Source organism: Pseudomonas sp. BT-42-2, assembly GCF_025847435.2.
Taxonomy (GTDB): domain Bacteria; phylum Pseudomonadota; class Gammaproteobacteria; order Pseudomonadales; family Pseudomonadaceae; genus Aquipseudomonas; species Aquipseudomonas urmiensis.
The window spans coordinates 27,225-53,863 of the sequence record NZ_JAOYTM010000003.1; the positions used below are offsets into that span (position 1 = coordinate 27,225).

Annotated in this window: 21 protein-coding genes, 1 tRNA gene and 1 pseudogene; 10 read left to right on the forward strand and 13 right to left on the reverse strand. The window is 63.3% G+C overall.

The features are described 5' to 3' along the window. Positions 1 to 103: 103 nt before the first annotated feature. Together zapE and OIU19_RS02390 are read right to left on the reverse strand one after the other, a co-directional pair. Positions 104 to 1,189 (reverse strand): cell division protein ZapE, encoded by a 1,086-nt coding sequence (zapE, locus tag OIU19_RS02385; protein ID WP_264233095.1) that lies wholly within the window; start codon positions 1,187 to 1,189, stop codon positions 104 to 106. A gap of 203 nt (positions 1,190 to 1,392) precedes the next feature. Beyond that, positions 1,393 to 1,635, reverse strand: coding sequence for a DUF465 domain-containing protein (locus OIU19_RS02390; protein ID WP_264233096.1), 243 nt, complete (start codon positions 1,633 to 1,635; stop codon positions 1,393 to 1,395). A gap of 328 nt (positions 1,636 to 1,963) precedes the next feature. On the opposite strand from OIU19_RS02390, the gene OIU19_RS02395 reads away from it, so the two are divergent. Continuing rightward, positions 1,964 to 2,038: transfer RNA gene (locus tag OIU19_RS02395), tRNA-Gln, on the forward strand. Positions 2,039 to 2,107: 69 nt separating this feature from the next. Here OIU19_RS02395 and OIU19_RS02400 read toward each other — a convergent pair. The 3 genes from OIU19_RS02400 to OIU19_RS02410 are packed head-to-tail and all read right to left on the reverse strand — an operon-like array spanning position 2,108 to position 7,224. Continuing rightward, positions 2,108 to 4,492, reverse strand: a complete 2,385-nt coding sequence (locus OIU19_RS02400; RefSeq protein WP_186554856.1) for a hybrid sensor histidine kinase/response regulator — start codon at positions 4,490 to 4,492, stop codon at positions 2,108 to 2,110. An 11-nt stretch (positions 4,493 to 4,503) separates the two neighbouring features. Beyond that, a complete protein-coding gene (locus OIU19_RS02405; protein WP_085674579.1) occupies positions 4,504 to 4,965 on the reverse strand; it encodes a response regulator in 462 nt (153 codons plus the stop codon). Between the two features lie 15 nt (positions 4,966 to 4,980). Next, positions 4,981 to 7,224, reverse strand: a complete 2,244-nt coding sequence (locus tag OIU19_RS02410) for an ATP-binding protein (protein WP_264233097.1) — start codon at positions 7,222 to 7,224, stop codon at positions 4,981 to 4,983. A 333-nt stretch (positions 7,225 to 7,557) separates the two neighbouring features. Here OIU19_RS02410 and OIU19_RS02415 point away from each other — a divergent pair, with 333 nt between their 5' ends. From OIU19_RS02415 to OIU19_RS02445, 7 genes are all read left to right on the forward strand, one after another. Continuing rightward, positions 7,558 to 8,085: a spore coat U domain-containing protein gene (locus tag OIU19_RS02415; protein ID WP_264233098.1), complete on the forward strand. Its 528-nt coding sequence runs from the start codon at positions 7,558 to 7,560 to the stop codon at positions 8,083 to 8,085. 30 nt (positions 8,086 to 8,115) lie between these two features. Further along, positions 8,116 to 8,652, forward strand: a complete 537-nt coding sequence (locus OIU19_RS02420) for a spore coat U domain-containing protein (RefSeq protein WP_264233099.1) — start codon at positions 8,116 to 8,118, stop codon at positions 8,650 to 8,652. 17 nt (positions 8,653 to 8,669) lie between these two features. Next, positions 8,670 to 9,203: a spore coat U domain-containing protein gene (locus OIU19_RS02425; RefSeq protein ID WP_264233100.1), complete on the forward strand. Its 534-nt coding sequence runs from the start codon at positions 8,670 to 8,672 to the stop codon at positions 9,201 to 9,203. Between the two features lie 3 nt (positions 9,204 to 9,206). Further along, complete coding sequence (locus tag OIU19_RS02430; RefSeq protein WP_264233101.1) at positions 9,207 to 9,710, forward strand: spore coat U domain-containing protein; 504 nt, start codon at positions 9,207 to 9,209, stop codon at positions 9,708 to 9,710. 36 nt (positions 9,711 to 9,746) lie between these two features. Further along, the gene (locus OIU19_RS02435; protein WP_264233102.1) at positions 9,747 to 10,523 is read left to right on the forward strand and encodes a molecular chaperone; all 777 of its coding nucleotides are present in this window, start codon (positions 9,747 to 9,749) and stop codon (positions 10,521 to 10,523) included. 110 nt (positions 10,524 to 10,633) lie between these two features. Beyond that, on the forward strand, positions 10,634 to 12,925 hold the full coding sequence (locus tag OIU19_RS02440; protein ID WP_264233113.1) for a fimbria/pilus outer membrane usher protein: 2,292 nt from the start codon (positions 10,634 to 10,636) through the stop codon (positions 12,923 to 12,925). After that, positions 12,922 to 13,893, forward strand: coding sequence for a spore coat U domain-containing protein (locus OIU19_RS02445; RefSeq protein ID WP_264233103.1), 972 nt, complete (start codon positions 12,922 to 12,924; stop codon positions 13,891 to 13,893). Before OIU19_RS02440 ends, OIU19_RS02445 begins: the two co-directional genes overlap by 4 nt. 86 nt (positions 13,894 to 13,979) lie before the next feature. Here the strand turns inward: OIU19_RS02445 and OIU19_RS02450 are convergent, their stop codons facing one another. The 3 genes from OIU19_RS02450 to OIU19_RS02460 all read right to left on the reverse strand — a co-directional run bounded on the left by OIU19_RS02450 (position 13,980) and on the right by OIU19_RS02460 (position 16,597). Beyond that, positions 13,980 to 15,128 carry a M14-type cytosolic carboxypeptidase gene (locus tag OIU19_RS02450; protein ID WP_264233104.1) on the reverse strand — a complete coding sequence of 383 codons (1,149 nt, stop codon included), beginning with the start codon at positions 15,126 to 15,128 and terminating at the stop codon, positions 13,980 to 13,982. Between the two features lie 204 nt (positions 15,129 to 15,332). Beyond that, positions 15,333 to 15,848, reverse strand: a complete 516-nt coding sequence (locus OIU19_RS02455) for a DUF4880 domain-containing protein (RefSeq protein WP_264233105.1) — start codon at positions 15,846 to 15,848, stop codon at positions 15,333 to 15,335. Positions 15,849 to 16,282: 434 nt separating this feature from the next. Then, positions 16,283 to 16,597, reverse strand: a complete 315-nt coding sequence (locus OIU19_RS02460; RefSeq protein WP_264233106.1) for a DUF6124 family protein — start codon at positions 16,595 to 16,597, stop codon at positions 16,283 to 16,285. A 128-nt stretch (positions 16,598 to 16,725) separates the two neighbouring features. On the opposite strand from OIU19_RS02460, the gene OIU19_RS02465 reads away from it, so the two are divergent. After that, positions 16,726 to 17,379, forward strand: a complete 654-nt coding sequence (locus OIU19_RS02465; protein WP_264233107.1) for a LexA family transcriptional regulator — start codon at positions 16,726 to 16,728, stop codon at positions 17,377 to 17,379. A gap of 156 nt (positions 17,380 to 17,535) precedes the next feature. On the opposite strand, the gene OIU19_RS02470 is transcribed toward OIU19_RS02465, so the two are convergent. Genes OIU19_RS02470 through OIU19_RS02485 form a run of 4 tightly spaced genes read right to left on the reverse strand, consistent with a single transcriptional unit; the run spans position 17,536 to position 23,091 of the window. Next, complete coding sequence (locus tag OIU19_RS02470; protein WP_264233108.1) at positions 17,536 to 19,488, reverse strand: acetyl/propionyl/methylcrotonyl-CoA carboxylase subunit alpha; 1,953 nt, start codon at positions 19,486 to 19,488, stop codon at positions 17,536 to 17,538. After that, positions 19,485 to 20,297 (reverse strand): gamma-carboxygeranoyl-CoA hydratase, encoded by an 813-nt coding sequence (locus tag OIU19_RS02475; protein ID WP_264233109.1) that lies wholly within the window; start codon positions 20,295 to 20,297, stop codon positions 19,485 to 19,487. The genes OIU19_RS02470 and OIU19_RS02475 overlap by 4 nt, the downstream gene beginning before the upstream one ends. Positions 20,298 to 20,300: 3 nt before the next feature. Continuing rightward, positions 20,301 to 21,908, reverse strand: coding sequence for a carboxyl transferase domain-containing protein (locus OIU19_RS02480; RefSeq protein ID WP_186554842.1), 1,608 nt, complete (start codon positions 21,906 to 21,908; stop codon positions 20,301 to 20,303). 19 nt (positions 21,909 to 21,927) lie between these two features. Further along, the gene (locus OIU19_RS02485) at positions 21,928 to 23,091 is read right to left on the reverse strand and encodes an isovaleryl-CoA dehydrogenase (protein WP_264233110.1); all 1,164 of its coding nucleotides are present in this window, start codon (positions 23,089 to 23,091) and stop codon (positions 21,928 to 21,930) included. 283 nt (positions 23,092 to 23,374) lie between these two features. Here OIU19_RS02485 and OIU19_RS02490 point away from each other — a divergent pair, with 283 nt between their 5' ends. Then, a complete protein-coding gene (locus tag OIU19_RS02490; protein ID WP_264233111.1) occupies positions 23,375 to 25,048 on the forward strand; it encodes an AMP-binding protein in 1,674 nt (557 codons plus the stop codon). Between the two features lie 479 nt (positions 25,049 to 25,527). On the opposite strand, the pseudogene OIU19_RS02495 reads toward OIU19_RS02490, so the two are convergent. Then, positions 25,528 to 26,639 (reverse strand): annotated as a pseudogene (locus OIU19_RS02495) (hypothetical protein); the annotation flags it as partial.

Here is a 26,639-nt window from a genome sequence, read left to right on the forward strand (position 1 = left end):
CAAGCCCGCTCCCACGATAGTGCAGCGTTCACAGGTGGCGTAGAAGCGAACTGATGCTATCGCGGCTATCGTGGGAGCGGGCTTGCCCCGCGATAGCGTCGGTTCAGTCCAAGCGCATTACCGGCCCAACCTGATGCAACTGCCCCAAGCGACTGCGCGTACGCATCAGATCAGCAATCGCCCCACCCAGACTTTCCGCCAGCGGCCGCCGCGCAATCACCACCAGCTCGCAGTCCTGGTCATACAACACATCCACCAGGTTGACGAAGCGCTGCTGCGCCGCCAGCGAGCACTCGGCCAGGTCATCCAGACCTGCGATCACCCAGCGTTCATAACGCCCAGCCAGGTGCAGATAATCGATCACCGCCGTCGCCTGCTCGCACAAATCGGCAAAGCCAAACATCACTTGTCGCTCATCGCTGGCCAGTGCGCGCAGCGGACGCTGGTTCACCTCCAGCATGATCGGTTCGGTAGCGGGCACCCGCAGCCCCTGCAACTGCTGCGCATCACCCGGCCACACGTAGTGGCCTTGGGTAAAGCGCTGGTGCGCGCGGTTGGCGGGCAGGCTCCGAAAATCGGTATCGCCGCCCACTTCGAGCACGTGCATGCGGCCGTTGATCAAGCGGATCACCGGCAGAAAACGCTCGTGATACAACGGATTGGGCAGCAGCCCCTCAGGGGCATAGTTGGACGTCAGGAGGACAAAAATCCCCCGCTCGAACAGCGCCGTGAACAGCCGGGTCAGCAACATGGCATCGCCAATGTCATGCACATGGAACTCATCGAAGCACAGCACGCGACACTCGCCGATCAACTCATCGAGGGTCGCGCCCAAGGCATCGTCCAGCGCCCGGTGGCGATGCATGCCCTGGTGCAGGCGAGCGAAGAAGTCATGAAAATGCAGGCGACGCTTGGCCTCTACTGCAAGCGCCTGGAAAAAACCATCGAGCAGCCAGCTTTTGCCCCGCCCAACCGCGCCATACAGGTACAGGCTGCGTGCCTGGCCTTGCTCCAGCAATGCCAACTGCTCGGCCATGCAGGCAATCACCCGGCGCTGGCCGGCGCTCAGGGTGTAGCCACGTTCGCGGGCTTTATCCTCGAAGCTGGCCAGCAGCGCGCCGTCGGCGCGCGCATCGCTGCGCAGGCGCTGGTGCAGGTGGCGCAGCGGCGTAGGGATCCAGGCGGACAAAGCGAAAGCTCCTCGAAGAACAGGGCAGGGCGCAGCATGCGCGAGGGCGGCTATTTTGACCAATAGATAAACAGGCAGGCAACGATCACCTTATGCGATAGCTCCGATACTGGGCGGATACCGGTCAACGTCGCTGGTCAGCTCACTTTGCTTGGTGCTTTGTGAATGCGCGCACGCCGGCGATGCTCGAGCCGTCTCGCGACTCAGCTTTTGCGTTCGAGTTGCCGTTCGATCATGTACTTGACCGCCAGGCGGCGCTCCTTGAGGCGATGCAGATCGTCATCGTTGGCGATGCCCGCCGAGATCGCTTCTGCGGCCAGCACCTGATTGTCGATGTCGATGTACTCGTCGAGCAGGCGATCGAGCTTCGGGTCTTGCTGGCGGCGTTGCTGGACGATCTCGCGCGGGTAATGCAGGTCCTGGTACAGGTCATGGGAAACTGGCATGGCGCCCTCCTTGTGATGCGCTGATATGGCTTATCTGATTGGAAGGGGGCGAGGCGATTGTGTTGAGGCAGCGTTGGGAAATTACGACGGATGGTCGAGAGGTGCCTGCACGATCACCGCGCTACCCGTGGGAGCGCGCTTGCCTCGGATGAGGCTCACACAGCTCGCCAATGACTAACCTGCTGTTTTCCGGCAATTTTTTTTAAAAAAAACTTCCCACATCGAACGTTTGTTGTTAAAGTGCCGCGCATTCCCCGACAGCAACCCATGTTGTCATCCAAGGGGAGTTGTCAGAACGACAGTGCCCAGCACTCGTCGCATCCGATACAGGGGCGTCGCCAAGCGGTAAGGCAGCAGGTTTTGATCCTGCCATGCGTTGGTTCGAATCCAGCCGCCCCTGCCATTTTCCTACTCGCTTTACCCTCCAACACTCTCCCGCTTTCTTCGTTTGAAAAACGGCCGAGCTTCCTGCTCAGACCGCTCCCAACAGATCGTTCAATGCCTGCGCCAGTACTTGCGCCTGCACCGGTTTCTGGATCACCAGGCTATCGGCCAACTCCAGGCCCTGCAGCTCGGCATAGCCGGTCAGGATCACCACCGGCAGCTTGGGAAAACGCGTGCGCGCTGCCAAGGCCAACTGCGCGCCATTGAATTCGGGCATGGCGAAGTCGGTCAGCAGCAGGTCGATGTGCTCATCGAGCAGCACCAAGGCCTGCTCGCCGCTATGCGCCTGGCGCACCTGATAGCCGTGCAGGCGCAACACATCGCCAATCATGTCGCGTACCAGGTGATCATCGTCGACCAGCAACACGGTGCGATCGCGCCCCTCGGCCGCCAGCGGCTGCGCTTGATTGACCACTGCCGCTTCAAGCACGTACGGCTGCTTGACCGCCGGCAGGTAGACCGACACCAGCGTGCCATGCCCCGGTGCGGTATCGATGCGCACACCGCCACCGGATTGTTTGGCAAAGCCGAACACCTGGGCCAGGCCCAGCCCTGAACCCTTGCCGATGTCCTTGGTGGTGAAGAACGGTTCGAATACCTTGCCCACCACGTCCTCGCTCATGCCACAGCCGGTGTCGCGGATCGACAGCGAAACGTACTCGCCAGGCTCGGGGTCCTCCGGTCGCTGCGGGCGGGCCAGCACCTGGGTGTTGCGCGTGGTCAGGGTCAATTGGCCGCCGTCGGGCATGGCGTCGCGGGCGTTGATCGCCAGGTTGAGGATGATCATTTCGGTTTGGGTCGGATCGGTCAGCGCTTGCCAGAGGCTGTCGTCCAGGTCCAGGCGCACCGAAATGTTGCCACCCAGGGTGCGGCGCAGCAGCTCCTCAAGGCCGGCCAAGGTCTGGTTGAGGTTCAGCGGCACCGGCTCCAGGCGCTGGCGGCGGGAGAACGCCAGCAATTGCGAGGTCAGCTTGGCGCCGCGCTCGCCCGCTTCGCGGATGTGTTGCAGACGGCTGCGGGCCTTCTCGTAGTTTGCCTTGTCCAGGTCGCGTTCAAGGAAGCTGGCGCCGGTGAGGATCACCGTCAGCAGGTTATTGAAATCGTGCGCCACGCCTGCGGTGAGCTGGCCAACCGCTTCCAGGCGCTGCATCTGTTGCAGCGCCGCTTCGATTCGTTCGCGCTCATCGATCTGCTCACGCAGGCGGGCGTTGGCCTCGGCCAGGCCCAGGGACGATTCACGCTCGCTGGTAATGTCGCGCGCCACTACGTAGAGCAGGGTGTCTTCCGGCACCACTACCCACGACAACCAACGCTGCTGACCACTGGCATGCTGGATGCGGCCCACGAAGCGCGCACTGGTGCGGCCATGGGCCAGGGCCGCCAGTTCGGCAAGAAACGACTCCTGATCCTGCTCGGGCAACAGGTGCAGCAGCGAGGTCTGGCTCAGGCGCTCGCGCGAGATGCCCAGGCTGGCTTCCCAGGCAGGGTTGAGCGCCACGGGGGTGAGGTCTTTGTTCAGCACCGCGAGCAAATCCTGGGACAACTCCCAGGCGCGGTCGCGTTCGCGGGTGCGTCGCTCGACGCGCTCACCGAGCATCTCGTTGAGCTGTTTCAGCGCCTGGGTGGCCTGGCGCTGTTGCTGGATGTCCTGCAGCACGCCGGAGAACCGCACGCAGCGCTCTTCGACAAACTGACACTGGCCGCTGCTGAGCAACCAGCGTGGCTCCAGGCCGTTGGCCTGGGCGATACGAAACTCAACCCGGTAGCGGCCATCGCTGGTGGGCAGCATGGCTTGCTCGACCGCGTTGCGAACCATTTCCCGGTCATCGGGATAGATGCCCGCGTAGAACACATCCAGGCTCATCTCGGTATCGGTGGGCAGGCCAAACAGGGTCTTGCAGCGGTCGTCCCACAGCAGCAGGCCGTCTTCGGGGCGAAAGTCCCAGGTGCCCATGCCGGCGGCATCGATGGCAATCCGTGCGCGCGCCTCGACATCGGCCAAGGCCTCTTCGGCGCGGCGCCGACGCTGGCGCTCTTGCACTTCGGTGAGTGCCCGGCGCACAGCTTTGGGCAGCAGCGGCAGGTTCTTTTTCAGAACGTAGTCGGTGGCGCCGAGGCGGATCATCTCCACCGCGTGCTCTTCGCCGTAAATGCCCGACAGGAAGATGAACGGCACATCCGGTGCCAGGCGCTGGGCAATCGCCAGCACCTCGGTGCCGGAGGAGCCGGGCAGCACGCAGTCACACAGGATCAGGTCGAAGCTGGCTTCACGCAGCGCGTGCTCGACGCCGACATGGTCAAACACCAACTGCGACTGAATCTGCAGGCCGCTGCGCTCCAGACGCAGCAAGCTCAGCTCGGCGTCCATCGAGCTGTCTTCTACCATCAGCAGTTTCAGCGGGCTGGGCAGCATCGGCGCCAGGCTCAATTGCTGCCGCGCCGGTTCAGGCGCAACGAGCCAGGTGGCGGCTCGTTGAGCACCGCCCAGAACACCCCAAGATCAGAGATGGCGGCGACGAACTCCTTGAATTCGACCGGCTTGACCACGTAGGCGTTTACCCCCAGTTCGTAGGCGCGTAGCAGGTCTGGCTCCTCGCGTGAGGAGGTCAGCATCACCGTCGGGATACTGCGCAGCTCGGCGGTCGCGCGTACTTCCTTGAGCACTTCCAGGCCATCGACCTTGGGCAGTTTCAGGTCCAGCAACAACACCGCCGGGTTGCCATCGTCGCGATCGGCGTAGGCGTTACGGCGTAACAGGTAATCAAGGGCATCGGCGCCATCGCGCAAGACGATGACTTCGTTGGCCAGTTGGCTGCGCTCCAGCGCAAGGAGGGTCAACTCCAGGTCCCTAGGGTTGTCTTCGACCAAAAGGATGGGCTTGAGCATGATCGTACGGTTGCCTCAGGTATTGATTGAATTACGCGGGAGCGTGAAATGGAAGCTGGCGCCCTGGTCGATCTGGCCATCGGCCCAAACTCGGCCATCGTGCCGTTCGATGATCCGCCGGACACTGGCCAGGCCAATCCCGGTGCCTTCGAAATCTTCCATGCGGTGCAGGCGCTGGAACACGCCGAACAGCTTGCCGGCATAGGCCATGTCAAAGCCCACGCCGTTGTCGCGGATGAAAATCTCGGTTTCGTTTTCCAGTTGCCGGGCGCCGATGCTGATCCGCGCAGGCTGGCGGCCCCGGGTGTACTTGATGGCGTTGGCGATCAGGTTGTGCAGGGCCATGTTGATGAAAGCTGGGTCGCCGATCACCCTGGGTAATTGCTCGACCTCCCAGACGATCTCGCGACCGGCATAGTCGGGGGCCATTTCGCTGCGGATCGCCTCCACCAGGGTATTGAGGTCGACGTCCGACAGGCGCAGCGCCGAGCGGCCCATCTGCGAGAAGTTGAGCAGGTTGTCGACCAGGGTGCCGGCAAAGTGCGCGGCTTCCTCGATGTGCTGCAAAAAACGCCGGCCGCGTTCGCTCAGCCCGGCGCCTTCGATCTCGCCGAGCAGCTCGGTGTAGCCGGCGATATGCCGCAGCGGCGCCCGCAGGTCGTGTGACACGCTATAGGAGAAGGCTTCAAGCTCCTTGTTCGAACGCTTCAGCTCGCCGGCCAATTGCGCCAGCTCCTCAGCCTTGCGCAGGACGATGCCGAACACCGCGCCGCGCAGTTCCTGAGCGCCTTCGATGACCAGTGGATCCCAGGCCTGGCAGAAACCGCTGAGCTGCTCTTGCCAGCGCTCGAAGCTGTTGCGCGGGTCGAGCGAGCCTTGCGCGCTGATGTGTTTTTCCGGGCGCCCGGCCCAGGTCACGGTGCGGATCTGCTCGGGGCGGAACCACACCAGGTAATTGGAGTGGATCTGCGAGATTGACACCGCCAGCAGGCCGCCAGCGTGTTCGGCCAGTTCCGGCAGCTCGTCGATATCGCGGCGAATGTTGTCGGTGTGGAACACCTCGCCACGCCCGCCCAGCCAGTGCACCAGGGCGTTGACCTGGGCCTCTGGCGGCGTGATGCCGATCAGGTCGCAGCGTTCGGCGGAGATGATCGCGGCGCCGCTGGCGCCAGCGAAGTCCAGCAGCACATCGGGCAGCGCACGCAGGCCTTGGCTGACGTTGTCATGGTCGGCCATCGAGGCGAGCATGCGCACGATGCGCTGGCGCATGTCGAGCAGGGTCCTGGTGCTGGTATGCGCCTCGCGTGACTCGATCTGCAGCGACAGCACGCTGCCGAGCAACTCACAGGCGGTACGGGTCGGCAAGTCGACCCGGTGCGGCTGTTCATGGTGGCACGAGACCAAGCCCCACAGCTGGCCATCGACCACGATCGACAGCGACATCGAGGCCAGGGTGCCCATGTTGCGCATGTATTGCAGGTGCACCGGAGAGACGCTGCGCAGCGCGGCAAAACTCATGTCCAGTGGTTTGCCGGTGCGCGGGTTGTTGCTTGGGACAAGCACCGAGGCCTGGTAATTGGCGTCTTCGATCACCCGGATGCGATTGACCCGGTACAGCTCGCGGGCCTGGCGCGGAATGTCGGAGGCTGGGAAGCACAAGCCCAGGTAGCTTGGGTAGCCAGGGTCCGCCACCTCGGCCAGCACCTGGCCATTACCTTCGGCATCGAAGCGGTAGGCTTTGACTCGGCCGAAACCGGTGATGCGCTTGAGCTGCACCACCGACTGCTGCAGCAGCTCTTCGATCGAGCCTGCCTGGTGCACGCTACTGACGAACGCACGCACCAGCGGGTAATAGTCGCCATGGCCGGTCGGCCCGGGGCTTGAGCGAATCGGTTCGAATTCGCTGATCAGCACCTGGTCATGGCGATGCACCAGCACCCGCAGGCGCTCGCCGCCGGGACCTTGGCGCAGTTGCACGTCGCCAATATGGAAGGGAAACACTTCGTCATCAGGCAGGTACTGAAGGTGCGCGCGCAGGTCGAAGCCTTCATTGATCAGGTCGGGGAAGGCGCAGCCGATCAACTCGCGGGCTGGCAAGCCTAGCCAGCGCTCGGCGTTTTCGCTGGCCTGGAGGATGCGCAGGTCGTGCTCGTCCAGCACCAGCAGAAAGCCCTGCGGCTGAATGCTGCCGGGGACCTGGATCGGTTCCTGGGCACAGCGTTCGACCGCTTGGTCGAGCGCGTTCTGGGCAGTAGTCAAAAGAGGTTCTCCTGTCGGTTCCGTCCGCGCATGGCGGAATGCGCATGACACAGGATGTTTCACATGCACGGTATCAGAATGTCGTCTGCTTTGCCGGCATATGGCCATTTGAGGGCTGATAAGTTCAGGGGTTCTGCCGCTGTGTCAGAAAATTCTTTCACAATGATAGATCGCGCCCCGGTATGCGTAGCCTCGCCCGCGATGAGGCCGCCAGCCCCGTCCAAACCTGCGCTAAGCCCTTGTTATTAATGCCAAGGAAGGGGTCGCCAAGCCCGGCGCTATCTCCCCTGGCTGCTACCCTCAAGCTCAGTACCTACAGACAGGAATATCGAGGTGACGAGACGCTTTCTGGCCGTGTTGTCGGGCCTGCTGTTAAGCGCGAGCACCCTGGCGGCGGACTTTTTGCTCGAAGTGCGGGTCCAGGTGCAGCGCGGCTGCATGCTGGTCAACCAGCAGCGCGAAGCTGGCGCCCAAGCGCTGGGTCGCATCGACCTGGGCGCGGTTGCGCGGCTGGACGGGCCGGGCGCGCCATTGTCCGGCGTGCTGCTCAGCCAGCGCCCACCGCGGCTGGAGTGCAACCCTGATACGCCTTATCAGATCCGCGTCGACGGCGGCCAGCATGGCGGCGTTGGCGAGCTGCGTTTCCTGGCCAGCGACGACCGCCAGGCCAAGCCCATTCCTTACCGCCTTTACCGCGATGCCGCCTGGCGCCAACCGCTGAGCGTCGGTGTGGCGCACGCGGCGCGGGTGCCGGACAGCGGTTCGGCGCAACTTCCGCTCTACGCGCGGATCGACCGACTGGCCTGGGTACCACGCCCAGGCCTGTACGCCGACCTGCTCAAAGTCACGCTCACCTGGTAGGGATCTGGCCATGGACAAGGACGCCGCCCGATGAACCGCACCTCGTTCTTGCTGCTGACCCTCGGCCCGCTGCTGCTGCCCAGCGCAGTGGTGCACGGCACCACCACCGGGTTTATCGAGGCGCGCCTGGTGATCAGTGCGGCCTGCCAGATCAGCAGCGACCCGCAGCAACCGGCCACCTTGGGTAACCCCGGTGTGATGGATTTCGGCGCCCGCGGGCCAAGCTGGGACCAGCCCCTGCAAGGCCGGGTCGACGAGGCGGGCGGTGAGGGCGGGTTGCAGATCAGTTGCACGCCGTCGGTGCGCGCTTTCAGCGTGCGTATCAATGGCGGCCAGAATGGCGGCGATGGCGTGCGCCGCTTGAGTAATGGTCGCGAACTGATCCCCTATCAACTGGCCGTCGACCCCAATGGCAATAACCGTTATGGGGTCGGCCAGGCGCGCACCTTCACCATCAGCAGCACCCGACAGATCCCCATCCCGATCTACGGCGTGGTGGTCGCGCAACCGCGCGCACTGCCCGCAGGCCTGTACCGCGACACCCTCAGCGTGACCCTGGACTGGTAACACCCAAGGAGATTCCGATGCGTACTCATGTCACTTGCTTCATCCTCGCTGGCCTCGGTCTGGCCTTGGCGTCCCAGGCCCAGGCCGCGACTGTCACCGGCACGATCAACTCGACCCTGACCCTGACCGCCGCCTGCCAGGTCAACGGCAGCGCCGGCACCTCGGGGCTGAACTTCGGTAGCCTCAACTTCGGTACCCAGGACGCCTTGTTCGGTACTGCCAATGCCCAGGTTCTCGGCCCGGGCGGTGGCGCCATGAGCATTCTCTGCTCCAATGGCACGGTGCCTTCGATCCGCGTGCGCGCTGGCGCTCATGACGGCCAGTCGACCGGTGGCACTCGCGCCCTGGCCGATGGCAGCGGCAACTTCGTGCCCTACGACTTCTACACCGATGCCGGCCACACCCAGGTGCTGGCCATCGACGGCACCATCACCTTGCCGACCAGCACGGGCGTGGCGCAGACCGTCAACCTGTATGGCCAGGCGCGTGGCAAGGCCGGGCTGCCGGCAGGCACCTATACCGACACGGTGGCAGTCGAGCTGACGTTCTGAGCCATGAGCGCCTGGCTGCGCAGTGGCGTCGGCGCCCTCGGCCTGCTGTTGGCCTTGCCGCTGGGGGCGGTGACCAGCAGCACCTTCCAGGTCAGCGCGCAGATTGTCGCCGGCTGCCTGGTGGTGGGCGGGGTGAGCAACTATGGCGTGCTGAATTTCGGCAGCCAATCGGCGCTGTCCACGGCCACCCTGAGCACCTCGTTGGGTGGCACCACTGTGACCTTCCAGTGCACCCCGGGGGTGGCCCTGAGCATGAGCCTGGATGGCGGCCAGAACAGCGCCAGCGGCAGCCGCAACCTCAAACGCAATGGCGGCAGCCAGTTGCTCGCCTACCAGCTCTATCGCGACGCTGCCCTGAGCCAGGCCCTGGCGATTGGCCAAAGCGTGAGCGTGAGCTACAGCGACCCGACGGCAATCAAGCTGCCGGTGTACGGGCGCACCCAGTTGAGCGGCACGCTGCCCGCCGGGACCTACACCGATGTGTTGCAGGTGACGGTGACCTGGTGAGGCCCGGATCAATCACAACCAGCGAAGGAGAGCAGCATGGGGGCAGGCGCAAAATGGGCGCGAACATTGATCGGTTTGCTGCTGCTGGCCAGTGTGCCAGCAGGGGCCGCCACCTCGGTGCTGATCTGGCCGATCGACCCGGTGCTCGAAGCTGACCAGAAGGCCGGCGCACTGTGGCTGGAAAACCGCGGCACGGCGCCGGCCAGCTTGCAGGTGCGGGTCTTCGCCTGGCGCCAGGGCGAGTACCAGGAGCAGTTCCAGGCCCAGCGCGAGATCATCGGCAGCCCGCCGGTGGCCAATATCGCGCCAGGGCAAAAACAGCTGATCCGCCTGACCCGTACCGGCACTTCACCGGCCGGCCAGGAGCAGGCCTACCGGATCATCATCGATGAAATCCCCTCGCCGCTGCCGGCCGATGCGCCTAGCGAAGGCACCCTGGCGGCGATCCGCCTGCAAATGCGCTATTCGGTGCCGCTGTTCGTCTACGGCGAAGGCTTGTGGGGCAAGCCCGACCCTGAAGGCAAGCGCAGCGCCGAGGGCGTCGGCAAGCCGCAACTGAGCTGGCGCCCGGTCAGCGTGCAAGGCAAGCCCTACCTTGAGCTGCGCAACACAGGCCCGGTGCATGCGCGCCTGACTGATGTGGTATTGCAGCAGGGCGGCCGGGATACACCTGTGGTCGAAGGCCTGCTCGGCTATGTGTTGCCCGGCGCCAGCATGCGCTGGCCGGCACCGAGCGCGCCGAGTGCCGCCAGTGTGCTCAAGGGCCGGGTCAATGGACAGGATGCGGCCCAGGCGATCAGCCAGGGCCGTTGAAGCAATCGTGAAACGACGTCAGGGGCCATGGAGGACCCGACAATGGCTGGAAGCCGTGTGTGAAATGCGTGTCGCAGGCGACATGCCGCGTGTGCTTAGGCCTGTTGCTGATGGGGTCTGGCCTTGGCGTGGCCAACGAGCTGCCGCCGCCGCCCAGCGAAACCGCCGCCATTGCCGACGCCACGCTGTACCTCGACCTGTTGGTGAACCAGATGCCCAAGGCTGAGTTGGTGCCCGTGCAACAGCGTGCCGGGCGTTTGTTCATCGACAGTGCGGCGCTCAGTGCCGCGGGCATCAGCCTGCCGGGTACACCGCAGGGCGAAATCGCGCTGGATAGCGTTGCGGCGCTGCACAGCGACTACGACAGCCAGAACCAACGGCTGTTGCTGCAGGTACCCGCCGCCTGGTTGCCAGGGCAGCAGGTCGGCGCTCGCAACCTGTACCCGGCCAGCGATGCGCGCAGCAGCTTCGGCGCACTGTTCAACTACGACCTGTACCTGAACGACACCGATGAAGGCGGCACCTACCTGGCGGCCTGGAACGAGCTGCGCCTGTTCGACAGCTGGGGCACCTTCGCCACGACCGGGCAGTGGCGTCAGTCATTCAATGGGGCGCCTGAGGACGATAGCCGCCAGGGCTTTTTGCGCTATGACACTACCTGGCGCTACACCGATGAACAGCGCCTGCTGACATTCGAAGCCGGGGATGTGATCACCGGCGCCTTGCCCTGGACCAGCTCGGTGCGGGTCGGCGGTGTGCAGCTGTCGCGCGACTTTGGCGCGCGTCCCGACCTGGTCACCTATCCCTTGCCGGCCTTTGCCGGTGAAGCGGCGGTGCCGACCTCGCTGGACCTGTTCATCAACGGCTACAAGACCAGCACCACCGAGCTGCAGCCTGGGCCGTACACCCTGACCAATGTGCCCTTCATCAATGGTGCCGGCGAGGCAGTGGTGGTCACCACCGATGCCTTGGGCCGACAGGTTTCGACCACCTTGCCGTTCTACGTCACCAGCAGTTTGCTGGCCAAGGGCTTGAGCGATTTCTCCCTGGCCGCCGGTAGCCTGCGTCGCGACTATGCGCTGCGCGATTTCAGCTACGGCCCAGGCGTCGCCTCGGCCAGCCTGCGCCATGGCCTGAGCGATAATTTCACCTTCGAAAGCCACCTTGAAAGCGCCGAGTCGCTGATGCTCGGTGGCCTGGGCGGCAACATGCGCCTGGGCACCTTTGGCGTGCTCAATGCCGCGGTGGCGCAAAGCCGTTTCGAAGGCGAGCAGGGCCAGCAGGTCGCTCTGGGCTATCAGTACAACAGCCAGCGGCTGGGCTTCAATTACCAGCGCCTGCAACGCCATGGCGAGTATGCCGACCTGTCGCGGGTCGACACCCCCTACATGCGCCTGTCGCAACGTAGCGAGCAGGTCACCCTGAGCCTGAACCTGGACAGCTATGGCAGCCTTGGTGCGGGCTACTTCGACGTGCGCGCCGGCGACGGCTCACGCACCCGCCTGATCAACCTCAGTTGGAGCAAGCCGCTGTGGGGCAACAGCAGCCTGTACCTGTCGGCCAACCGCGAAGTCGGTGACAGCCAGTGGGCAGTGCAGGCGCAGTGGGTGATTCCGTTCGACCTGCGCGGCACCCTGGCCCTGAGCATGGAGCGCAGCACGGACGGCGAACGCTTGCAGCGGGTCAACTACAGCCGCGCCGTGCCAGTAGAAGGCGGTGTTGGTTTTAACCTGGGCTATGCCGACGGTGACCGCGAGGCCTATCGCCAGGCCGACGTCACCTGGCGTTTGCAGTCGGTACAACTGCAGGCCGGGGCCTATGGCAGCAGTGGTTCGATGACCCGCTGGGCCGACGCCAGTGGCTCGCTGGTGTGGATGGATGCCGGGGTGTTTGCCGCCAATCGCATCGACGATGCCTTCGTCGTGGTCAGCACCAGCGGTTATGCCGACGTGCCGGTGCGCTATGAAAACCAGGTGATTGGACGCACCGATAGCAAAGGCCATTTGCTGGTGCCGTACAGCAGCGGTTATTACCGCGGCAAGTACGAGATCGACCCTATGGAGCTGCCCGCCGACATCCTCGCGCCACAGGTCGAGCAGCGCGTGGCGGTGCGGCGTGGCAGCGGCTATCTGCTGGAGTTCCCGCTCAAGCAGGTGCTGGCGGCGAGCATCGTGCTGGTCGACGCCAAGCAGCAGGTGCTCAAGCTTGGCAGCCGCGTGACCGACGCACACAGCGGCGCCCAGGCGGTGGTGGGCTGGGATGGCTTGGTCTACCTGGAGAACCTCTCGGCGCACAACCGCTTGCAGGTCGACGTGGCGGAGGGCGGCCAGTGCCAGGTTGAATTCGCTCTGCCCGAAGGGCAGGGCCCCATTCCATTGATCGGCCCGCTGGTGTGCCAATGATCCCCTTCAGCCGTAGCGCGCTGCTGTGCGCCGTGCTGCTGCCAGCCGCTCCGGCCTGGGCCTTGTGCTCGTCGGTGGCGACCGCGCCGGCCGCCTTTGGCACCATCAATTCCACCCTGGTGCGCAGCACGGTGCAGACGGCCAGCAGCACCAACGCCGGCCTGCAATGCACCGGCTCGCTGTTGTCGCTGCTGACCAGCAACGACCACTTCTACGCCACCATTACCTCCAGTCGCAGCGGCCTGGTGGGCCCTACTGGCGATGTGATCCCGTATACCATCTATGCCAACAACACCACCTCGTTTCCAATCGCCCGCGGTACCCAGTTCGATTTCGCCCCGGCGGGCATCATCGATGCGTTGGGGCTGCTCAGTGGCACCACGCCCAAGTCGGTGCCGCTGTATTTTCGAACGGTGGTTGGCGCCAACGTGGCCGCCGGGCTGTATCAGGAAACCCTGAACATCGCCTGGAGCTGGAACTACTGCTCAGGCATTGGCATTGGCGCTATCTGCCTGGGGCGCGACATCGGCAGTGGCGTGCAGACGCTGACCGTCAGCCTGACGGTGAGCAACGATTGCCAGATCACCACGCCTAATATCAGCTTTGCCAGCGCGCCGGTGGTGGCAGGGTTTGGTACGGTCAACCAGAGCATCAATATTGCCTGCACCAAAGGCAGCAACTACTCCGTTGGGCTCGATGATGGGCAGAATGTGCTCAATGGACGGCGGCGGATGAAGTCGGCGGCCAACAACTATCTGGCTTATGACATCTTCAAGAGTGCCGGCAGTGTCCGCTGGGGGAGCTTGAGCAGTGCGCGGCGGGCCAGTAGCGATGCGGATGTGAACCCCGGCGCGGGGACTGGCACGGGGAGCCAGGTGTTCAACTACAACGCCAAGGTGTACACCGACCAGGCAACCCCGCCAGCGGCCAGTTACACCGACAGTGTGATCCTTGATGTGCAGTTCTGAGGTGGCTGGGCGTGCTCCGCTCCCACGTGCATTTCGCATGCAAAGATGCCTGGGAGCGGGCTTGTCCCGCGATGAGGACGGTACAGTCAGCGCAAATCCCTGACCATTTTCCCCAGGGTTTGCAGCACCGCCGCAGCCAACGCCTTGGAACGCTCACCCGACCACCCGGTACGCGCATTGGGCGCATCGTCATGGTCCTTGAACGGCATTTCCAGGGTTAGCGACAGGCAGTCATACATCTGGCCTACCGCGTTACAGGCCAAGGTCATATTGGCCTGACCCGGCTGGTCGCGGGTGTAGCCATGCTTGGTCTGAAAATCCTTGGTGACGCTGCACAGGGTGCTGCGGAACTGCTCCTCGAGCTTCTCGATCCGCGCCGTGTACCCAGGGTTACCTTCACAGGCTGCGGTAAACACATGGGGGATTTCTTCATCGCCATGTACATCGATGAAGGCATCGACGCCATACAGCTTCATCTGCGATTGGGCGAAGAACACCTCGGGGCTGAGCTCGACACTGGCGTCCTGCCAGGCGCGGTTCAGATCCTTGCCCTTGAAGTTGGTACGCAGGTGGCCGAGGAAAGCGCCGTCAGGGTTCATGTTAGGGATCAGGTACAGGTCGGCCTCAGCGAGCAACGCCTGGATGCTCGAATCGTTGGCTTCAAGGCGATCGATCACGCCCTCCATGAACCACTCGGCCATGTGCTCGCCGGGGTGCTGCTGGGCGATCAGCCACAGCTTGCGTTTGCCCGCCGCGCCATCGCCTGCGCGCAGCAGCGGGATATCGCGGCCCTGCACGCTGCGTCCGCTGGCCAACAGCTCGACGCCAGGGAGCTGGCGAGCACGTTCGATCAGTTGATTGTGGCGGGCGCGCGGATAAGGTTCGAAGTAGGCGAACCAGGCCTGCGGCTGCTCAGCCTGCAATTCGAATAGCAGGGCCTGGCCATCGAACTGGCTGGCCACGCGGAACCAGCTTTTCTGATCATAGGAGGCGACTGCCTGATAGCCATCCCAGGCATTCTTGTAGGAAGACTGGCTGGCGTTGTCGAGGCTGAAGAGGTGGGTGTGGCCCGGGGTCAAGCCGTCGACCTTGAAGTGGAACCACTGGAAGTGGTCGCTGTGACTGTCAGGGCGGATGGCCAGGTGTACCCGACTGGGGTCGCTGGCGTCCTTCACCTGAATGTTGCCGGAATCGAAATCGCAGTCGATCTGCAGGGGGGACAGCGTCACGGTCATTGCCAGACTCCTGTGGCTTTTGTTGTGACGCTACTGTACACCCCTCGGTGGGGCGCTTGGTTCGAATGTTGTGCGGGTAAAGTGTTGCGTGGTGTCTGTGAGGTCGCTATCGCGGGGCAAGCCCGCTCCCACGCTGTCAGTGTTCAATGAAACAGCACGTGGGAGCGGGCTTGCCCAGCGATAGCGGTCTCATCGATACACAAATCAGGCCCAGAAACCCAAGGCGAACAGGGCTGCGACGCCCAGCCCAATGGCAATCGAACAGCCTCCCAACGACAACGCCGCCCGGCCTTGCCGGTACCCGCCATCGTGGCCTAACTGCCGCGCTGGGCCGAGCAGGCTGCGCCAGCGCAGCTCGGTCTGGTGAAACGCCTCAAGATGCTCGGGCGCTGCATCTAGCCAGCGGCGAAAATCAATCCGCTCGCACGCGGTCACCTGCGGGCTTTGCAAGCGCACATACCATTGCCCGGCGACACCGGCCAAGCCATCGCCGTGCGGGCGAGCGGCCTGCAACACTTGGTTCATATGCCGCTCGATACTGAGCAAGGGCAAATCGAGCCGGGCAGCGATAGCGGCAAAATCCAGTTGATCGAGGCGGTTGAGCAGAAACACTTGCTGCACCCGGCGCGGCAGGCGTTTGAGGGCATGCAGCAGGGCGTCATCATCAAGTGCTGCAGCAGTATGCGGGGCGTGTTCAAGGGGCAGCAGCAGGCGGGTCATGGATTGCTCCTTGCTCAAGGGTAGGGGTGGGGGCATCTTCCTTGATGCGCAGCCAGCTTAATCTTAACGAGATTGATTCTCAAGTGCTGTTTGCGCAAAACGCTGTAACAACCATTCACCAATTGATACACCTTTGCTATCATCGCGGCCATTCAAGCGGTAACCCTTCTTCATTAGCCTGAAGAGCCAAAAAAAAGACCCGGCAAAAAGCCGGGTCAAAAACCGTGATTAGCCTGATGAGGAGATAATCTGAGAGTCCGACCTAAGGGCTCCAGGTTATCCAGCGGGTCTCGCGACCTGCTGAGTGCAATAATAATCGTTATCATTTGCCAGTCAAATGATATTTGTTTAATTCGGCAAAATATTTTACCGATGTACTCCCTCGGTCCCGGCAATCGGGGCCATTGCCGTTAACCGGCTGTCACGTTTCTCCCTTATTTCCCTTCTGATTGAACCGCCTGTTTGTGCTCCAGCAGGGCCCTGGCCATGTTCACCATGTGCATCAACGCCAGCGTGATCTCACGGGTCATGCCGTCTTGGTGAATGGCGGTTTCGTGGGCGGTGGCTGCGGCGCAGCGCAGCAGGGCCAGCGCGTGGTCGTGGGCTTCGGTGCTGGAAACCCCTGGCTGCAGGGCCCACAGCTTGTTGTCCAGGTTCGGCCGCGGTGGCGTGGGGTTGAGGTAATAGTCGAGGGCGCGGCGTGCGGCTTCGCTGTCGAGATCTGTATCTTGGTTTTTCTGCGGATTCATTTGGATACCTTCGATTTCCTTTCAAGGACAGTGAATGCCGAGCATAGGTCAATTTGTACTAATTAGCTCCTTGAAGATAATTCACAATGTGTATTGATGAGATTAATACAGCCCGTATTGTTCCGGTCATGGAAAACTGGATCGATTTTCTCACGCGCTACAAGCGCGAACACAACCTCAGCCAGATCAAACTGGCCGAGCGCCTGCAGATGACCCAAGGCGGCGTTGGTCATTGGCTGCGCGGTTCCCGCCGGCCGACCTTGCAGACCATCAACGAGAAACTTGAAGTGCTGGGCCTGGTGTACCTGGAGGCGCAGGCGATGGTGGTCGAGCGTGATCTGGTGCGCGAGGCGCAGGGCAGTTACGCTGCCGAGCAGCCGCTGTCGGCGCAAGCGCTGCGCTATGCCAGTTTTCGCTTTCCGGTGTTGAGTTGGGCGGATCTGCAGGATGGGCTGCCGACGGCAAGCGAGCTGCAAGAGCAGACCGATTACATGCCTGCGGGGAATGCCTACTGGCTGCCGGTGGAAAACGACTCGATGAACGCCGCCAGCGGCAAGAGCGTACCCGAGGGCATGCTGATACTGGTGGATACCGGGCTTGAGGCGCAGCCGGGCAAGCTGGTGATCGCGCGCCAGCCGGGCAAATCAGCAGTGCTGCGCCAGTTGATCGAGGAGGGCGGGGAACGCTTGCTCAGGCCGCTGAATACGCGCTATCCGACGGTGTTGTGCGAACCTGGGTGTGAGTTTCTAGGCGTGGTGGTGCGGGTTCACGGGATTTTTTAGGTTTGGGATTTTGGGGCTGCTTCGCAGCCCTTCGCGGGCAAGCCCGCTCCCACAGGTACTGTGTTGAAACTAAGTGCAGCGCGCTCTCTGTGGGAGCGGGCTTGTCGGGGCGCCGAACCGCCGCGAAGGGCCGCAGCGCGGCCCCAAAATCTCCGATCAGTCAGCCAACTCGACCAACACCGCCCCTTCACTGACCATATCCCCCTCCTGACAGAACAGCGCTTGCACCGTCCCGCCCTGGGGCGCGCGAATGCTGTGCTCCATCTTCATCGCCTCCAGCACCACCAGCGCGGTGCCGGCCTCGACCAGCTGCCCAGGCTCGACCAGCACCCGCACGATGCTGCCGTTCATTGGCGCACTGAGCCCGCCCTGGTGACTGTGGCTGGCTTCAGCTTCGGCAATCGGGTCGAACGCGGTAATGGCATGCATGTCGCCCTCCCAGCGCAGATACAGCGTGCCTGACCGGCGAATGGCCAGATGCCGGCGGCGCTGGCCATCGCGGTCCTCGCACAGCTGCTCGCCTTCAAGATGCAAAGTGGACGGCGCACTGCGCTCCAGCGCCACGGCTTGATCTTGCCCAGCACTGACCAGGTGCACACTGCTACGCGCTGGCAAGCCTAACCGCAAACCCTCCCGTCCAGCCCACGGCGAGCCTGGATCATCAGCGCGCAGCCGCGCAGGCGTGCTCTGCAACCAGGCCTCGGCAGCAGCCTGCCAGAACGCGGCGGGCAGCTCGCTGGCAGTCGGCAGCAACACCTCTTGATGACGCGCAATGAAACCCGTATCCAGCTCTGCCGCGGCAAACGCCGGATGCGCGAGGATTCTGCGCAAGAAAGCAATGTTGGTTTTCACCCCGCCAATGGCGAACTCATCGAGCATCGCCAGCAAGCGCAGCCGCGCCTGTTCGCGATCTTCACCCCAGGCAATCAGCTTGCCCAGCATGGGGTCGTAGAACGGCGACACACTGTCGCCCTCGCTGACGCCGCTATCGACTCGCCGGCCTTCACCAGGCGCCGATTCGCGGTACAGGCTGAGGGTACCCGTGGCCGGCAGGAACTCATTGGCCGGGTCTTCAGCATACAGACGCACCTCGATCGCATGACCGATCAGCGGCACCTGCGCCTGGCTGATCGGCAGCGCCTCGCCACGCGCCACACGAATCTGCCAGGCGACCAGGTCCAGGCCGGTAATCGCCTCGGTCACCGGGTGCTCGACCTGCAAGCGCGTGTTCATTTCCATGAAGAAGAACTCGCCGCGGGCATCGAGCAAAAACTCCACGGTGCCTGCGCCGACGTAACCAATCGCCTGGGCGGCACGCACTGCGGCCTCGCCCATGGCCTGGCGCAACTCGGGCGAGAGCCCTGGGGCTGGCGCTTCCTCGACCACTTTCTGGTGGCGACGCTGAATCGAACAGTCGCGCTCATTGAGGTACAGGCAGTTGCCATGCTGGTCGGCGAATACCTGGATCTCCACGTGGCGGGGCTTGAGCACGTACTTTTCCACCAGCATCCGTGAATCGCCAAACGACGACTGCGCCTCACGCTGGGCCGAGGCCAGGGCGTCAGCCAACTGGCTTTCTTCCTCGACCACTTTCATGCCCTTGCCACCGCCGCCAGCGCTGGCCTTGAGCAGTACCGGATAGCCGATACGTTCGGCGGCGGCGCGGAAGGTTTCCAGGTCTTGCGCTTCACCGTGATAACCCGGCACCAGCGGTACGCCTGCGTTTTCCATCAGTGCCTTGGCCGCCGACTTGCTGCCCATCGCGTCGATGGCGCTGGCCGGTGGGCCGAGGAAGATCAGCCCGGCCTGTTCAATGGCGCGGGCGAAACCTGCGTTTTCCGACAAGAAACCGTACCCTGGGTGAATCGCCTGGGCGCCACTGGCCTTGGCGGCGGCCAGCAACTTGTCGATGTCCAGATAGCTCTCGGCAGCCTTGGCGCCGCCCAGGTCGATACGAATATCGGCTTCACGCGCATGCCGGGCTTCGCGGTCGATGGCGCTGTGCACGGCGACCGTGGTCAGGCCCATGGCCTTGGCCGTGCGCATCACCCGGCAGGCGATCTCACCGCGGTTGGCGACCAGCAGGGTGGTCAGCGTGGGTTGGCTCATGGGCGTGGTTCCTTATCAAAGTCTTGCCAGGCAGGGCGGCGTTTTTCCAAAAAGGCGCGTAGGCCCTCCTGGCCTTCGGGGCTGACGCGGATACGGGCGATGCTGTTTTCACAGTAGCGGCGCACGGCCGGGGTCAGCTCGCCATGACCGACTTCACGCAGCAACTCCTTGCTAACGCGCAGGGCCTGGGGGCTGTTGAGCAACAGGTTGTCGACCCAGGCCTCGACCTGCTGCTCAAGCTCGGCGCCAGGGTAGGCCTCGGCCAGCAGGCCCAGCTCGCGGGCGCGCAGGCCGCTGAAGCGTTCGGCGGTGAGCGCGTAGCGGCGTGCGGCGCGCTCGCCGATGGCCTTGACCACGAACGGGCTGATCACCGCTGGCGCCAGGCCGATGCGCACCTCGGACAGGCAAAACTGGGTATCCTCGGCACCAATGGCCATGTCGCAGCAGCTGATCAGCCCCAGTGCGCCGCCGAAGGCCGCGCCTTGCACCACCGCCAAAGTCGGCAGCTTGAGGTTGTGCAGGTTGTACATCAGCTCGCCCAGTTCATGGGCGTCGTCCAGGTTGGTGTTGAAGTCCAGCTGCGCCGATTGCTGCATCCAGGCCAGATCCGCGCCGGCACTGAAGTGCCGGCCACGGCCGCGCAGCAGCACGAAACGCAGGCTGGCGTCGGCGCCGAGCTGGTCGATGGCGACGATCAGCTCGCGGATCATCTGCGCGTTGAAGGCGTTGTTCTTGTCGGCGCGGTTCAGCCACAGGGTGGCGAAGCCGCGCGGGTCCTTGATCAGTTCAAGGGTGCTGAAATCGCTCATGGGTCACATCCGGAATATGCCGAAGCGGCTCTGTTCGATGGGCGCGTTCAGCGCGGCAGACAACGCCAGGCCGAGCACGTCGCGGGTTTGCGCCGGGTCGATGACGCCGTCGTCCCACAGCCGGGCGCTGGAGTAGTAGGGGTGGCCCTGGCGCTCGTACTGATCGAGGATCGGCTGCTTGAGCTTGGCCTCATCGTCGGCGCTGAAGGCCTGGCCACTGCGCTCGCTCTGCTCACGCTTGACCTGCGCCAGCACCCCAGCGGCCTGTTCGGCGCCCATCACGCCAATCCGCGCATTGGGCCACATCCACAAGAAGCGTGGGTCGTAGGCCCGCCCGCACATGCCGTAGTTACCCGCGCCAAAGCTGCCGCCGATGATCACGGTGAACTTCGGCACCTGGGCGCAGGCCACCGCGGTGACCAGCTTGGCGCCGTGCTTGGCGATGCCGCCTTCTTCGTATTTCTTGCCGACCATGAAGCCGGTGATGTTCTGCAGGAACAGCAGGGGGATGCCGCGCTGGCAGGCCAGCTCGATGAAGTGCGCGCCTTTTTGCGCAGCTTCGGCAAACAGGATGCCGTTGTTGGCCAGGATCGCCACCGGGTAGCCGTGCAGGTGGGCAAAACCGCACACCAGGGTGGTGCCGAACAGCGCCTTGAACTCATCGAACACCGAGCCGTCGACCAGCCGCGCAATCACCTCACGCACATCGAACGGCTGCTTGGCATCGGCTGGCACCACGCCGTACAGCTCATCGGCAGCATACAGCGGCGCCACTGGCGCCTGGCGCTGCAGCTTGCCCAGCTTGTGCCAGTTGAGGTTGGCCACGCTGCGCCGGGCCAGGGCCAGGGCGTGCTCATCGTTGTCGGCATAGTGGTCGGCCACGCCGCTGGTGCGGCAGTGCACGTCGGCGCCGCCCAGGTCTTCAGCGCTGACCACTTCACCCGTAGCGGCCTTCACCAAGGGCGGGCCGGCGAGGAAGATGGTCGCCTGCTGGCGGACCATGATCGCCTCGTCGGCCATCGCCGGCACATAAGCGCCGCCAGCGGTGCACGAGCCCATCACCACGGCGATTTGCGGAATGCCCAGGGCGCTCATGTTGGCCTGATTGAAGAAGATCCGCCCGAAATGCTCACGGTCTGGGAATACTTCATCCTGGCGCGGCAGGTTGGCCCCGCCCGAATCCACCAGGTAGATGCACGGCAGGCGGTTCTGCAGGGCGATGGTCTGTGCGCGCAGGTGTTTTTTCACCGTCAGCGGGTAGTACGAGCCGCCTTTGACCGTGGCGTCGTTGGCCACGATCATGCACTCGACACCTTCGACCCGGCCGATGCCGGCGATCACCCCGGCAGCGGGGACGTCTTCGCCGTACACCTCATGGGCGGCCAATTGGCCGACCTCAAGAAACGCCGAGCCGGCATCCAGCAAGCGGTCGATACGCTCACGTGGCAGCAATTTGCCGCGCGAGGTGTGCCGCTCCTGGGCCTTGGGCCCGCCGCCCTGCGCGATGTGGGCGAGCAGGCCGCGCAGGGCCTGGACCTGTTCGAGCATGGCCGCGCCATTGGCGGCGAACTCTGCCGAGCGCGGGTTGATCTGGGTATGCAGGATAGCCATGGGCGCCAGTTCCTTATGCTCAGCGGGTTTCGTTGAACAGTTCGCGGCCGATCAGCATCCGGCGAATCTCGCTGGTGCCGGCGCCGATTTCGTACAGCTTGGCATCGCGCAGCAGACGCCCCGCCGGGAACTCGTTGATGTAGCCGTTGCCCCCCAGAATCTGAATCGCCTCCAGGGCCATTTGCGTGGCGCGCTCGGCGGTGTAGAGGATGACCCCAGCGGCGTCCTTGCGGGTGGTCTCGCCACGGTCGCAGGCCTGGGCCACGGCATACAGGTAGGCGCGGCTGGCATTGAGCTGGGTGTACATGTCGGCGATCTTGCCCTGGATCAGCTGGAACTCGCCGATGCTCTGGCCGAACTGCTTGCGGTCGTGGATGTATGGCACCACCAGGTCCATGCACGCTTGCATGATCCCGGTCGGGCCACCGGAGAGCACCACGCGCTCGTAGTCCAGCCCGCTCATTAGCACGCGCACGCCGCCGTTGAGCTGGCCGAGGATATTTTCTTCGGGCACCTGGACGTCATCGAAGAACAGCTCGCAGGTGTTCGAGCCGCGCATGCCGAGCTTGTCGAACTTGTTGCTGCGGGTAAAACCTTTCCAGTCGCGCTCGACGATGAATGCGCTGATGCCGTGGGCGCCCTTGTCCAGGTCGGTCTTGGCGTAGATCACGTAGGTGTTGGCGTCGGGGCCGTTGGTGATCCAGGTCTTGCTGCCGTTGAGCAGGTAGTGATCGCCGCGCTTTTCGGCGCGCAGCTTCATCGATACCACGTCGGAGCCTGCGTTGGGTTCGCTCATGGCCAAGGCGCCGATGTGCTCGCCGCTGATCAGCTTGGGCAGGTATTTTTGCTTCTGCTCGTGGCTGCCGTTGCGGTTGATCTGGTTGACGCACAGGTTGGAGTGCGCGCCGTACGACAGCGCCACCGAGGCCGAACCGCGGCTGATCTCTTCCATGGCCACCACGTGGGCCAGGTAGCCCAGGCCGGCACCGCCGTATTCTTCCGGCACGGTGACGCCGAGCAGGCCCATGTCGCCGAATTTGCGCCACATATCGGCGGGGAACAGGTTGTCCTGGTCGATCTGCGCTGCGCGTGGAGCCAGTTCGGCCGCGACGAAGGCCTGCACCTGTTCGCGCAGCATGTCGACGGTTTCGCCCAGGGCGAAGTTCAGGGAGGGGTAATGCATGTGGGGCACCTTCTTGTTCTTGGCTAGGCCTGAGTGAGCTTTGAGCGTGGGAGCGGGCTTAACCCCGCGATGGCGTTTATCAGGATCAGTATGGCCCTGGATGCCATTGGATCGCTGTCGCGGGTCAAGCCCGCTTCCACGTTGCTTGTAACCTTTACGTTAACGTAAACATGGCTCACTTCACTGTCAATCTGCTCGTGACCTTTACGTTAACGTAAATCTGCGCCAGAGTATTCGTCGCTTGCTTCAGTCATGCCCAGAACAACCACAAGAAGGGACAGTCATGAATCAACCCAGCTACACCCGCGGCCGCCAGGACCGGCCCTTGCTCGAGCAGACCATCGGCCAGGCCTTCGCAGCCACCGTGGCCCGTCATGCCGGCCGCGAAGCGCTGGTGGTGCGCCACCAGAACGTGCGTTACACCTGGCAGCAGTTGGCCGAACAGGTCGATGTGCAAGCCCGCGCCTTGATGGCGCTGGGCGTGAACACAGGCGATCGGGTCGGCATCTGGGCGCCCAACTGCGCCCAGTGGTGCGTCCTGCAGCTGGCCAGCGCCAAGGTCGGCGCGATTCTGGTCAACATCAACCCGGCTTATCGCGTTGCTGAGTTGGACTATGTGCTGCGCCAGTCCGGCTGCCGCTGGCTGGTCTGCGCCGATGCCTTCAAGACCTCCGATTACCATGCCATGGTGCAAGCGCTGGTACCCGAGCTGGCCACGGCAGCCGTGGGCGAACTGGCCAGCGAAAGCCTGCCCCAGCTGCGCGGAGTGATCAGCCTGGCCGCCCAGCCGCCGCAAGGTTTCCTGCCCTGGCAGGCGCTTGCCGAGCGGGCAGGGCAGACGTCGCTCGAGGCCTACACGGCCCGCCAGCAGAGCTTGCAGTTCGACCAGCCGGTAAACATCCAGTACACCTCCGGCACCACCGGTGCGCCTAAAGGGGCGACACTCAGCCACTACAACATCCTCAACAATGGCTGGATGGTCGGCGAAAGCCTCGCCCTGACCGAGCACGACCGCATGGTGATCCCGGTGCCGCTGTACCACTGCTTCGGCATGGTCATGGCCAACCTGGGTTGCATCACCCATGGCAGCACCATGATCTACCCCAACGACGCCTTCGACCCCGAGCTGACCCTGCGCGCGGTGGCCGAAGAACGCGCCAGCATTCTCTATGGCGTGCCGACCATGTTCATCGCCATGCTCGACCACCCGTCACGCCAGCAACTGGACCTCTCAAGCTTGCGCAGCGGCATCATGGCCGGCGCCACCTGCCCGATCGAGGTGATGCGCCGGGTGATCGAGCAGATGCACATGGCCCAGGTGCAAATCGCCTACGGCATGACCGAGACCAGCCCGGTGTCGCTGCAAACCGGCCCGGACGACGAACTGGAACTGCGCGTGGCCACTGTCGGCCGCACCCAGCCACAGCTGGAAACCAAGCTGATCGATGAGCACGGCTGCATCGTCCCCCGTGGCCAGATCGGCGAGCTGTGTACCCGCGGCTACAGCGTGATGCTCGGCTACTGGGACAACCCCCAAGCCAGCGCCGATGCCATCGACCCGGCGCGCTGGATGCACAGCGGCGACCTGGCGGTGATGGACGAGCAGGGCTATGTACGCATTGTTGGGCGCAACAAGGACATGATCATCAGGGGAGGGGAGAACATTTATCCGCGCGAGCTGGAAGAGTTCTTCTACACCCACCCGGCGGTGGCCGATGCCCAGGTGATCGGCATTCCGTGCAGCAAGTATGGGGAAGAGGTGGTGGCCTGGATCAAGCTGCATCCGGGGCACACGGCGACGGTTGAGGAGCTACACAGCTGGTGCAAGGCGCGCATGGCGCATTTCAAGGTGCCCAGGTATTACCGCTTGGTGGATGAGTTTCCGATGACGGTGACGGGCAAGGTGCAGAAGTTTCGCATGCGCGAAATCAGCCTTGCAGAAATCGGCAATACTTGACGACTTGAAGCACCTTTGTTACCTAGAGCGCCGACTACGAGTTGGTCCGACGGTCGCCAAGCCTCGTGCACTGTCGGCTTCGAGCTGTGTAAACCGCTCAGCGCGAAGGCCGACTAGTGCACGGGGTATCAATTGCGATTTAGCATTTTTAACAAATCATCAACGGTCTCAAGGGGCCGGAAGTCGTCCGCGGTTAGAGTAACGTCGAATTCTGAGTTAAGGGTGCGGGCAAAGTGATTTGTATCTACCGTGAGCTCCTCGATCTTTGTTGTCTCGCTGATGTCGCTGAGATTTGTTATGTGTTTATGTATCAGTTCGATTAATTGCTCAAGTGTGATGTTTGGTGAATGACTCATTGTGGCTTCCTCGTTGTGGGTAAACATACAGAGCTTGCTCGCGCCCTCGGCGTGGTGCAATCACATGAGGCGTCTGCGGCGTGCGTGTTTTCGCCTTGATGTATATTGTTGGGCTGGCTGTGATCAAGCGCCAATTTTCTTGATGTCCTTTAGTTCTACTGTTTTGTCCTTGTTATTTCCGTAGTCATAGAAAGTTATACTGGTTTCGCTCACGCTATTGATATGGCCGGTTGTCCAGCCACCGTCTCTGAAATAAATCCTGGTATTGGACTTGTCCCGGTGCGCTAGCGCATCGGCCAGAACTTTCTTTGTCGTGGTGATGTCCTCAGCGGCGATCCGGGCTGCTGCCGCTTTATTCGCCGCGTCTTTAGCCTCTTGAGCCGCACGTTCAGCCTCGTCCGCAGCGTTATCCATATCCTCCACCGTTGTAGCCTGTTCGGCTTTTTCCCTGGCGGCCTTGGCTTTTTCGGCTGCGGTCTGGGCTTCAGTGGCCGCCGCAGTGGCTTTGCTCAGCTCGGCGGCGGCTTCGGGGGCTTTGAGCACGTCGGCGCTGGCGTCGCTTTGTGCCTCTGCGCTCGACGCGTTGGCGTCTTGCTCGTATTTTCGGGCCTTGGCCAGGGCATGGGTGCGGCGTTGTGTGGCCAAATCCTCGGCAGCCTTGCGGGCTGCTGCCGCTTTATCCGCGGCGTCTTTAGCCTCCTGAGCCGCACGCTCAGCCTCGGCCACAGCGTTATCTATATCCTCCACCGTTGTAGCCTGTTCGGCTTTTTCCCTGGCGGCTTTGGCTTTTTTGGATGCGGTCTGGGCTTCGGTGAGTGCCGCAGTGGCTTTGCTCAGCTCGGCGGCGGCTTCGGGGGCTTTGAGCACGTCGGCGCTGGCGTCGCTTTGTGCCTCTGCGCTCGACGCGTTGGCGTCTTGCTCGTATTTTCGGGCCTTGGCCAGGGCATGGGTGCGGTGTTGTGTGGCCAAATCCTCGGCAGCCTTGCGGGCTGCTGCCGCTTTATCCGCGGCGTCTTTAGCCTCCTGAGCGGCACGTTCAGCCTCGTCGACAGCGTTATCCATATCCTCCACCGTTGCAGCCCGTTCGGCTTTTTCCCCGGCGGCCTTGGCTTTTTCGGCTGCGGTCTGGGCTTCGGTGAGTGCCGCAGTGGCTTTGCTCAACTCGGCGGCGGCTTCGGGGGCTTTGAACACGTCGGCGCTGGCGTCGCTTTGTGCCTGTGCGCTCGACGCTTTGG

Bases quoted from the DNA above. Each gene is read 5' to 3' on its own strand.
- OIU19_RS02390 (WP_264233096.1), bottom strand. From the start codon at position 1,635: ATGCCAGTTTCCCATGACCTGTACCAGGACCTGCATTACCCGCGCGAG.
- OIU19_RS02400 (WP_186554856.1), bottom strand. From the start codon at position 4,492: ATGCTGCCCAGCCCGCTGAAACTGCTGATGGTAGAAGACAGCTCGATG.
- OIU19_RS02405 (WP_085674579.1), bottom strand. From the start codon at position 4,965: ATGCTCAAGCCCATCCTTTTGGTCGAAGACAACCCTAGGGACCTGGAG.
- OIU19_RS02420 (WP_264233099.1), top strand. From the start codon at position 8,116: ATGAACCGCACCTCGTTCTTGCTGCTGACCCTCGGCCCGCTGCTGCTG.
- OIU19_RS02425 (WP_264233100.1), top strand. From the start codon at position 8,670: ATGCGTACTCATGTCACTTGCTTCATCCTCGCTGGCCTCGGTCTGGCC.
- OIU19_RS02430 (WP_264233101.1), top strand. From the start codon at position 9,207: ATGAGCGCCTGGCTGCGCAGTGGCGTCGGCGCCCTCGGCCTGCTGTTG.
- OIU19_RS02435 (WP_264233102.1), top strand. From the start codon at position 9,747: ATGGGGGCAGGCGCAAAATGGGCGCGAACATTGATCGGTTTGCTGCTG.
- OIU19_RS02440 (WP_264233113.1), top strand. From the start codon at position 10,634: ATGGGGTCTGGCCTTGGCGTGGCCAACGAGCTGCCGCCGCCGCCCAGC.
- OIU19_RS02445 (WP_264233103.1), top strand. From the start codon at position 12,922: ATGATCCCCTTCAGCCGTAGCGCGCTGCTGTGCGCCGTGCTGCTGCCA.
- OIU19_RS02450 (WP_264233104.1), bottom strand. From the start codon at position 15,128: ATGACCGTGACGCTGTCCCCCCTGCAGATCGACTGCGATTTCGATTCC.
- OIU19_RS02455 (WP_264233105.1), bottom strand. From the start codon at position 15,848: ATGACCCGCCTGCTGCTGCCCCTTGAACACGCCCCGCATACTGCTGCA.
- OIU19_RS02460 (WP_264233106.1), bottom strand. From the start codon at position 16,597: ATGAATCCGCAGAAAAACCAAGATACAGATCTCGACAGCGAAGCCGCA.
- OIU19_RS02465 (WP_264233107.1), top strand. From the start codon at position 16,726: ATGGAAAACTGGATCGATTTTCTCACGCGCTACAAGCGCGAACACAAC.
- OIU19_RS02470 (WP_264233108.1), bottom strand. From the start codon at position 19,488: ATGAGCCAACCCACGCTGACCACCCTGCTGGTCGCCAACCGCGGTGAG.
- OIU19_RS02475 (WP_264233109.1), bottom strand. From the start codon at position 20,297: ATGAGCGATTTCAGCACCCTTGAACTGATCAAGGACCCGCGCGGCTTC.
- OIU19_RS02480 (WP_186554842.1), bottom strand. From the start codon at position 21,908: ATGGCTATCCTGCATACCCAGATCAACCCGCGCTCGGCAGAGTTCGCC.
- OIU19_RS02485 (WP_264233110.1), bottom strand. From the start codon at position 23,091: ATGCATTACCCCTCCCTGAACTTCGCCCTGGGCGAAACCGTCGACATG.
- OIU19_RS02490 (WP_264233111.1), top strand. From the start codon at position 23,375: ATGAATCAACCCAGCTACACCCGCGGCCGCCAGGACCGGCCCTTGCTC.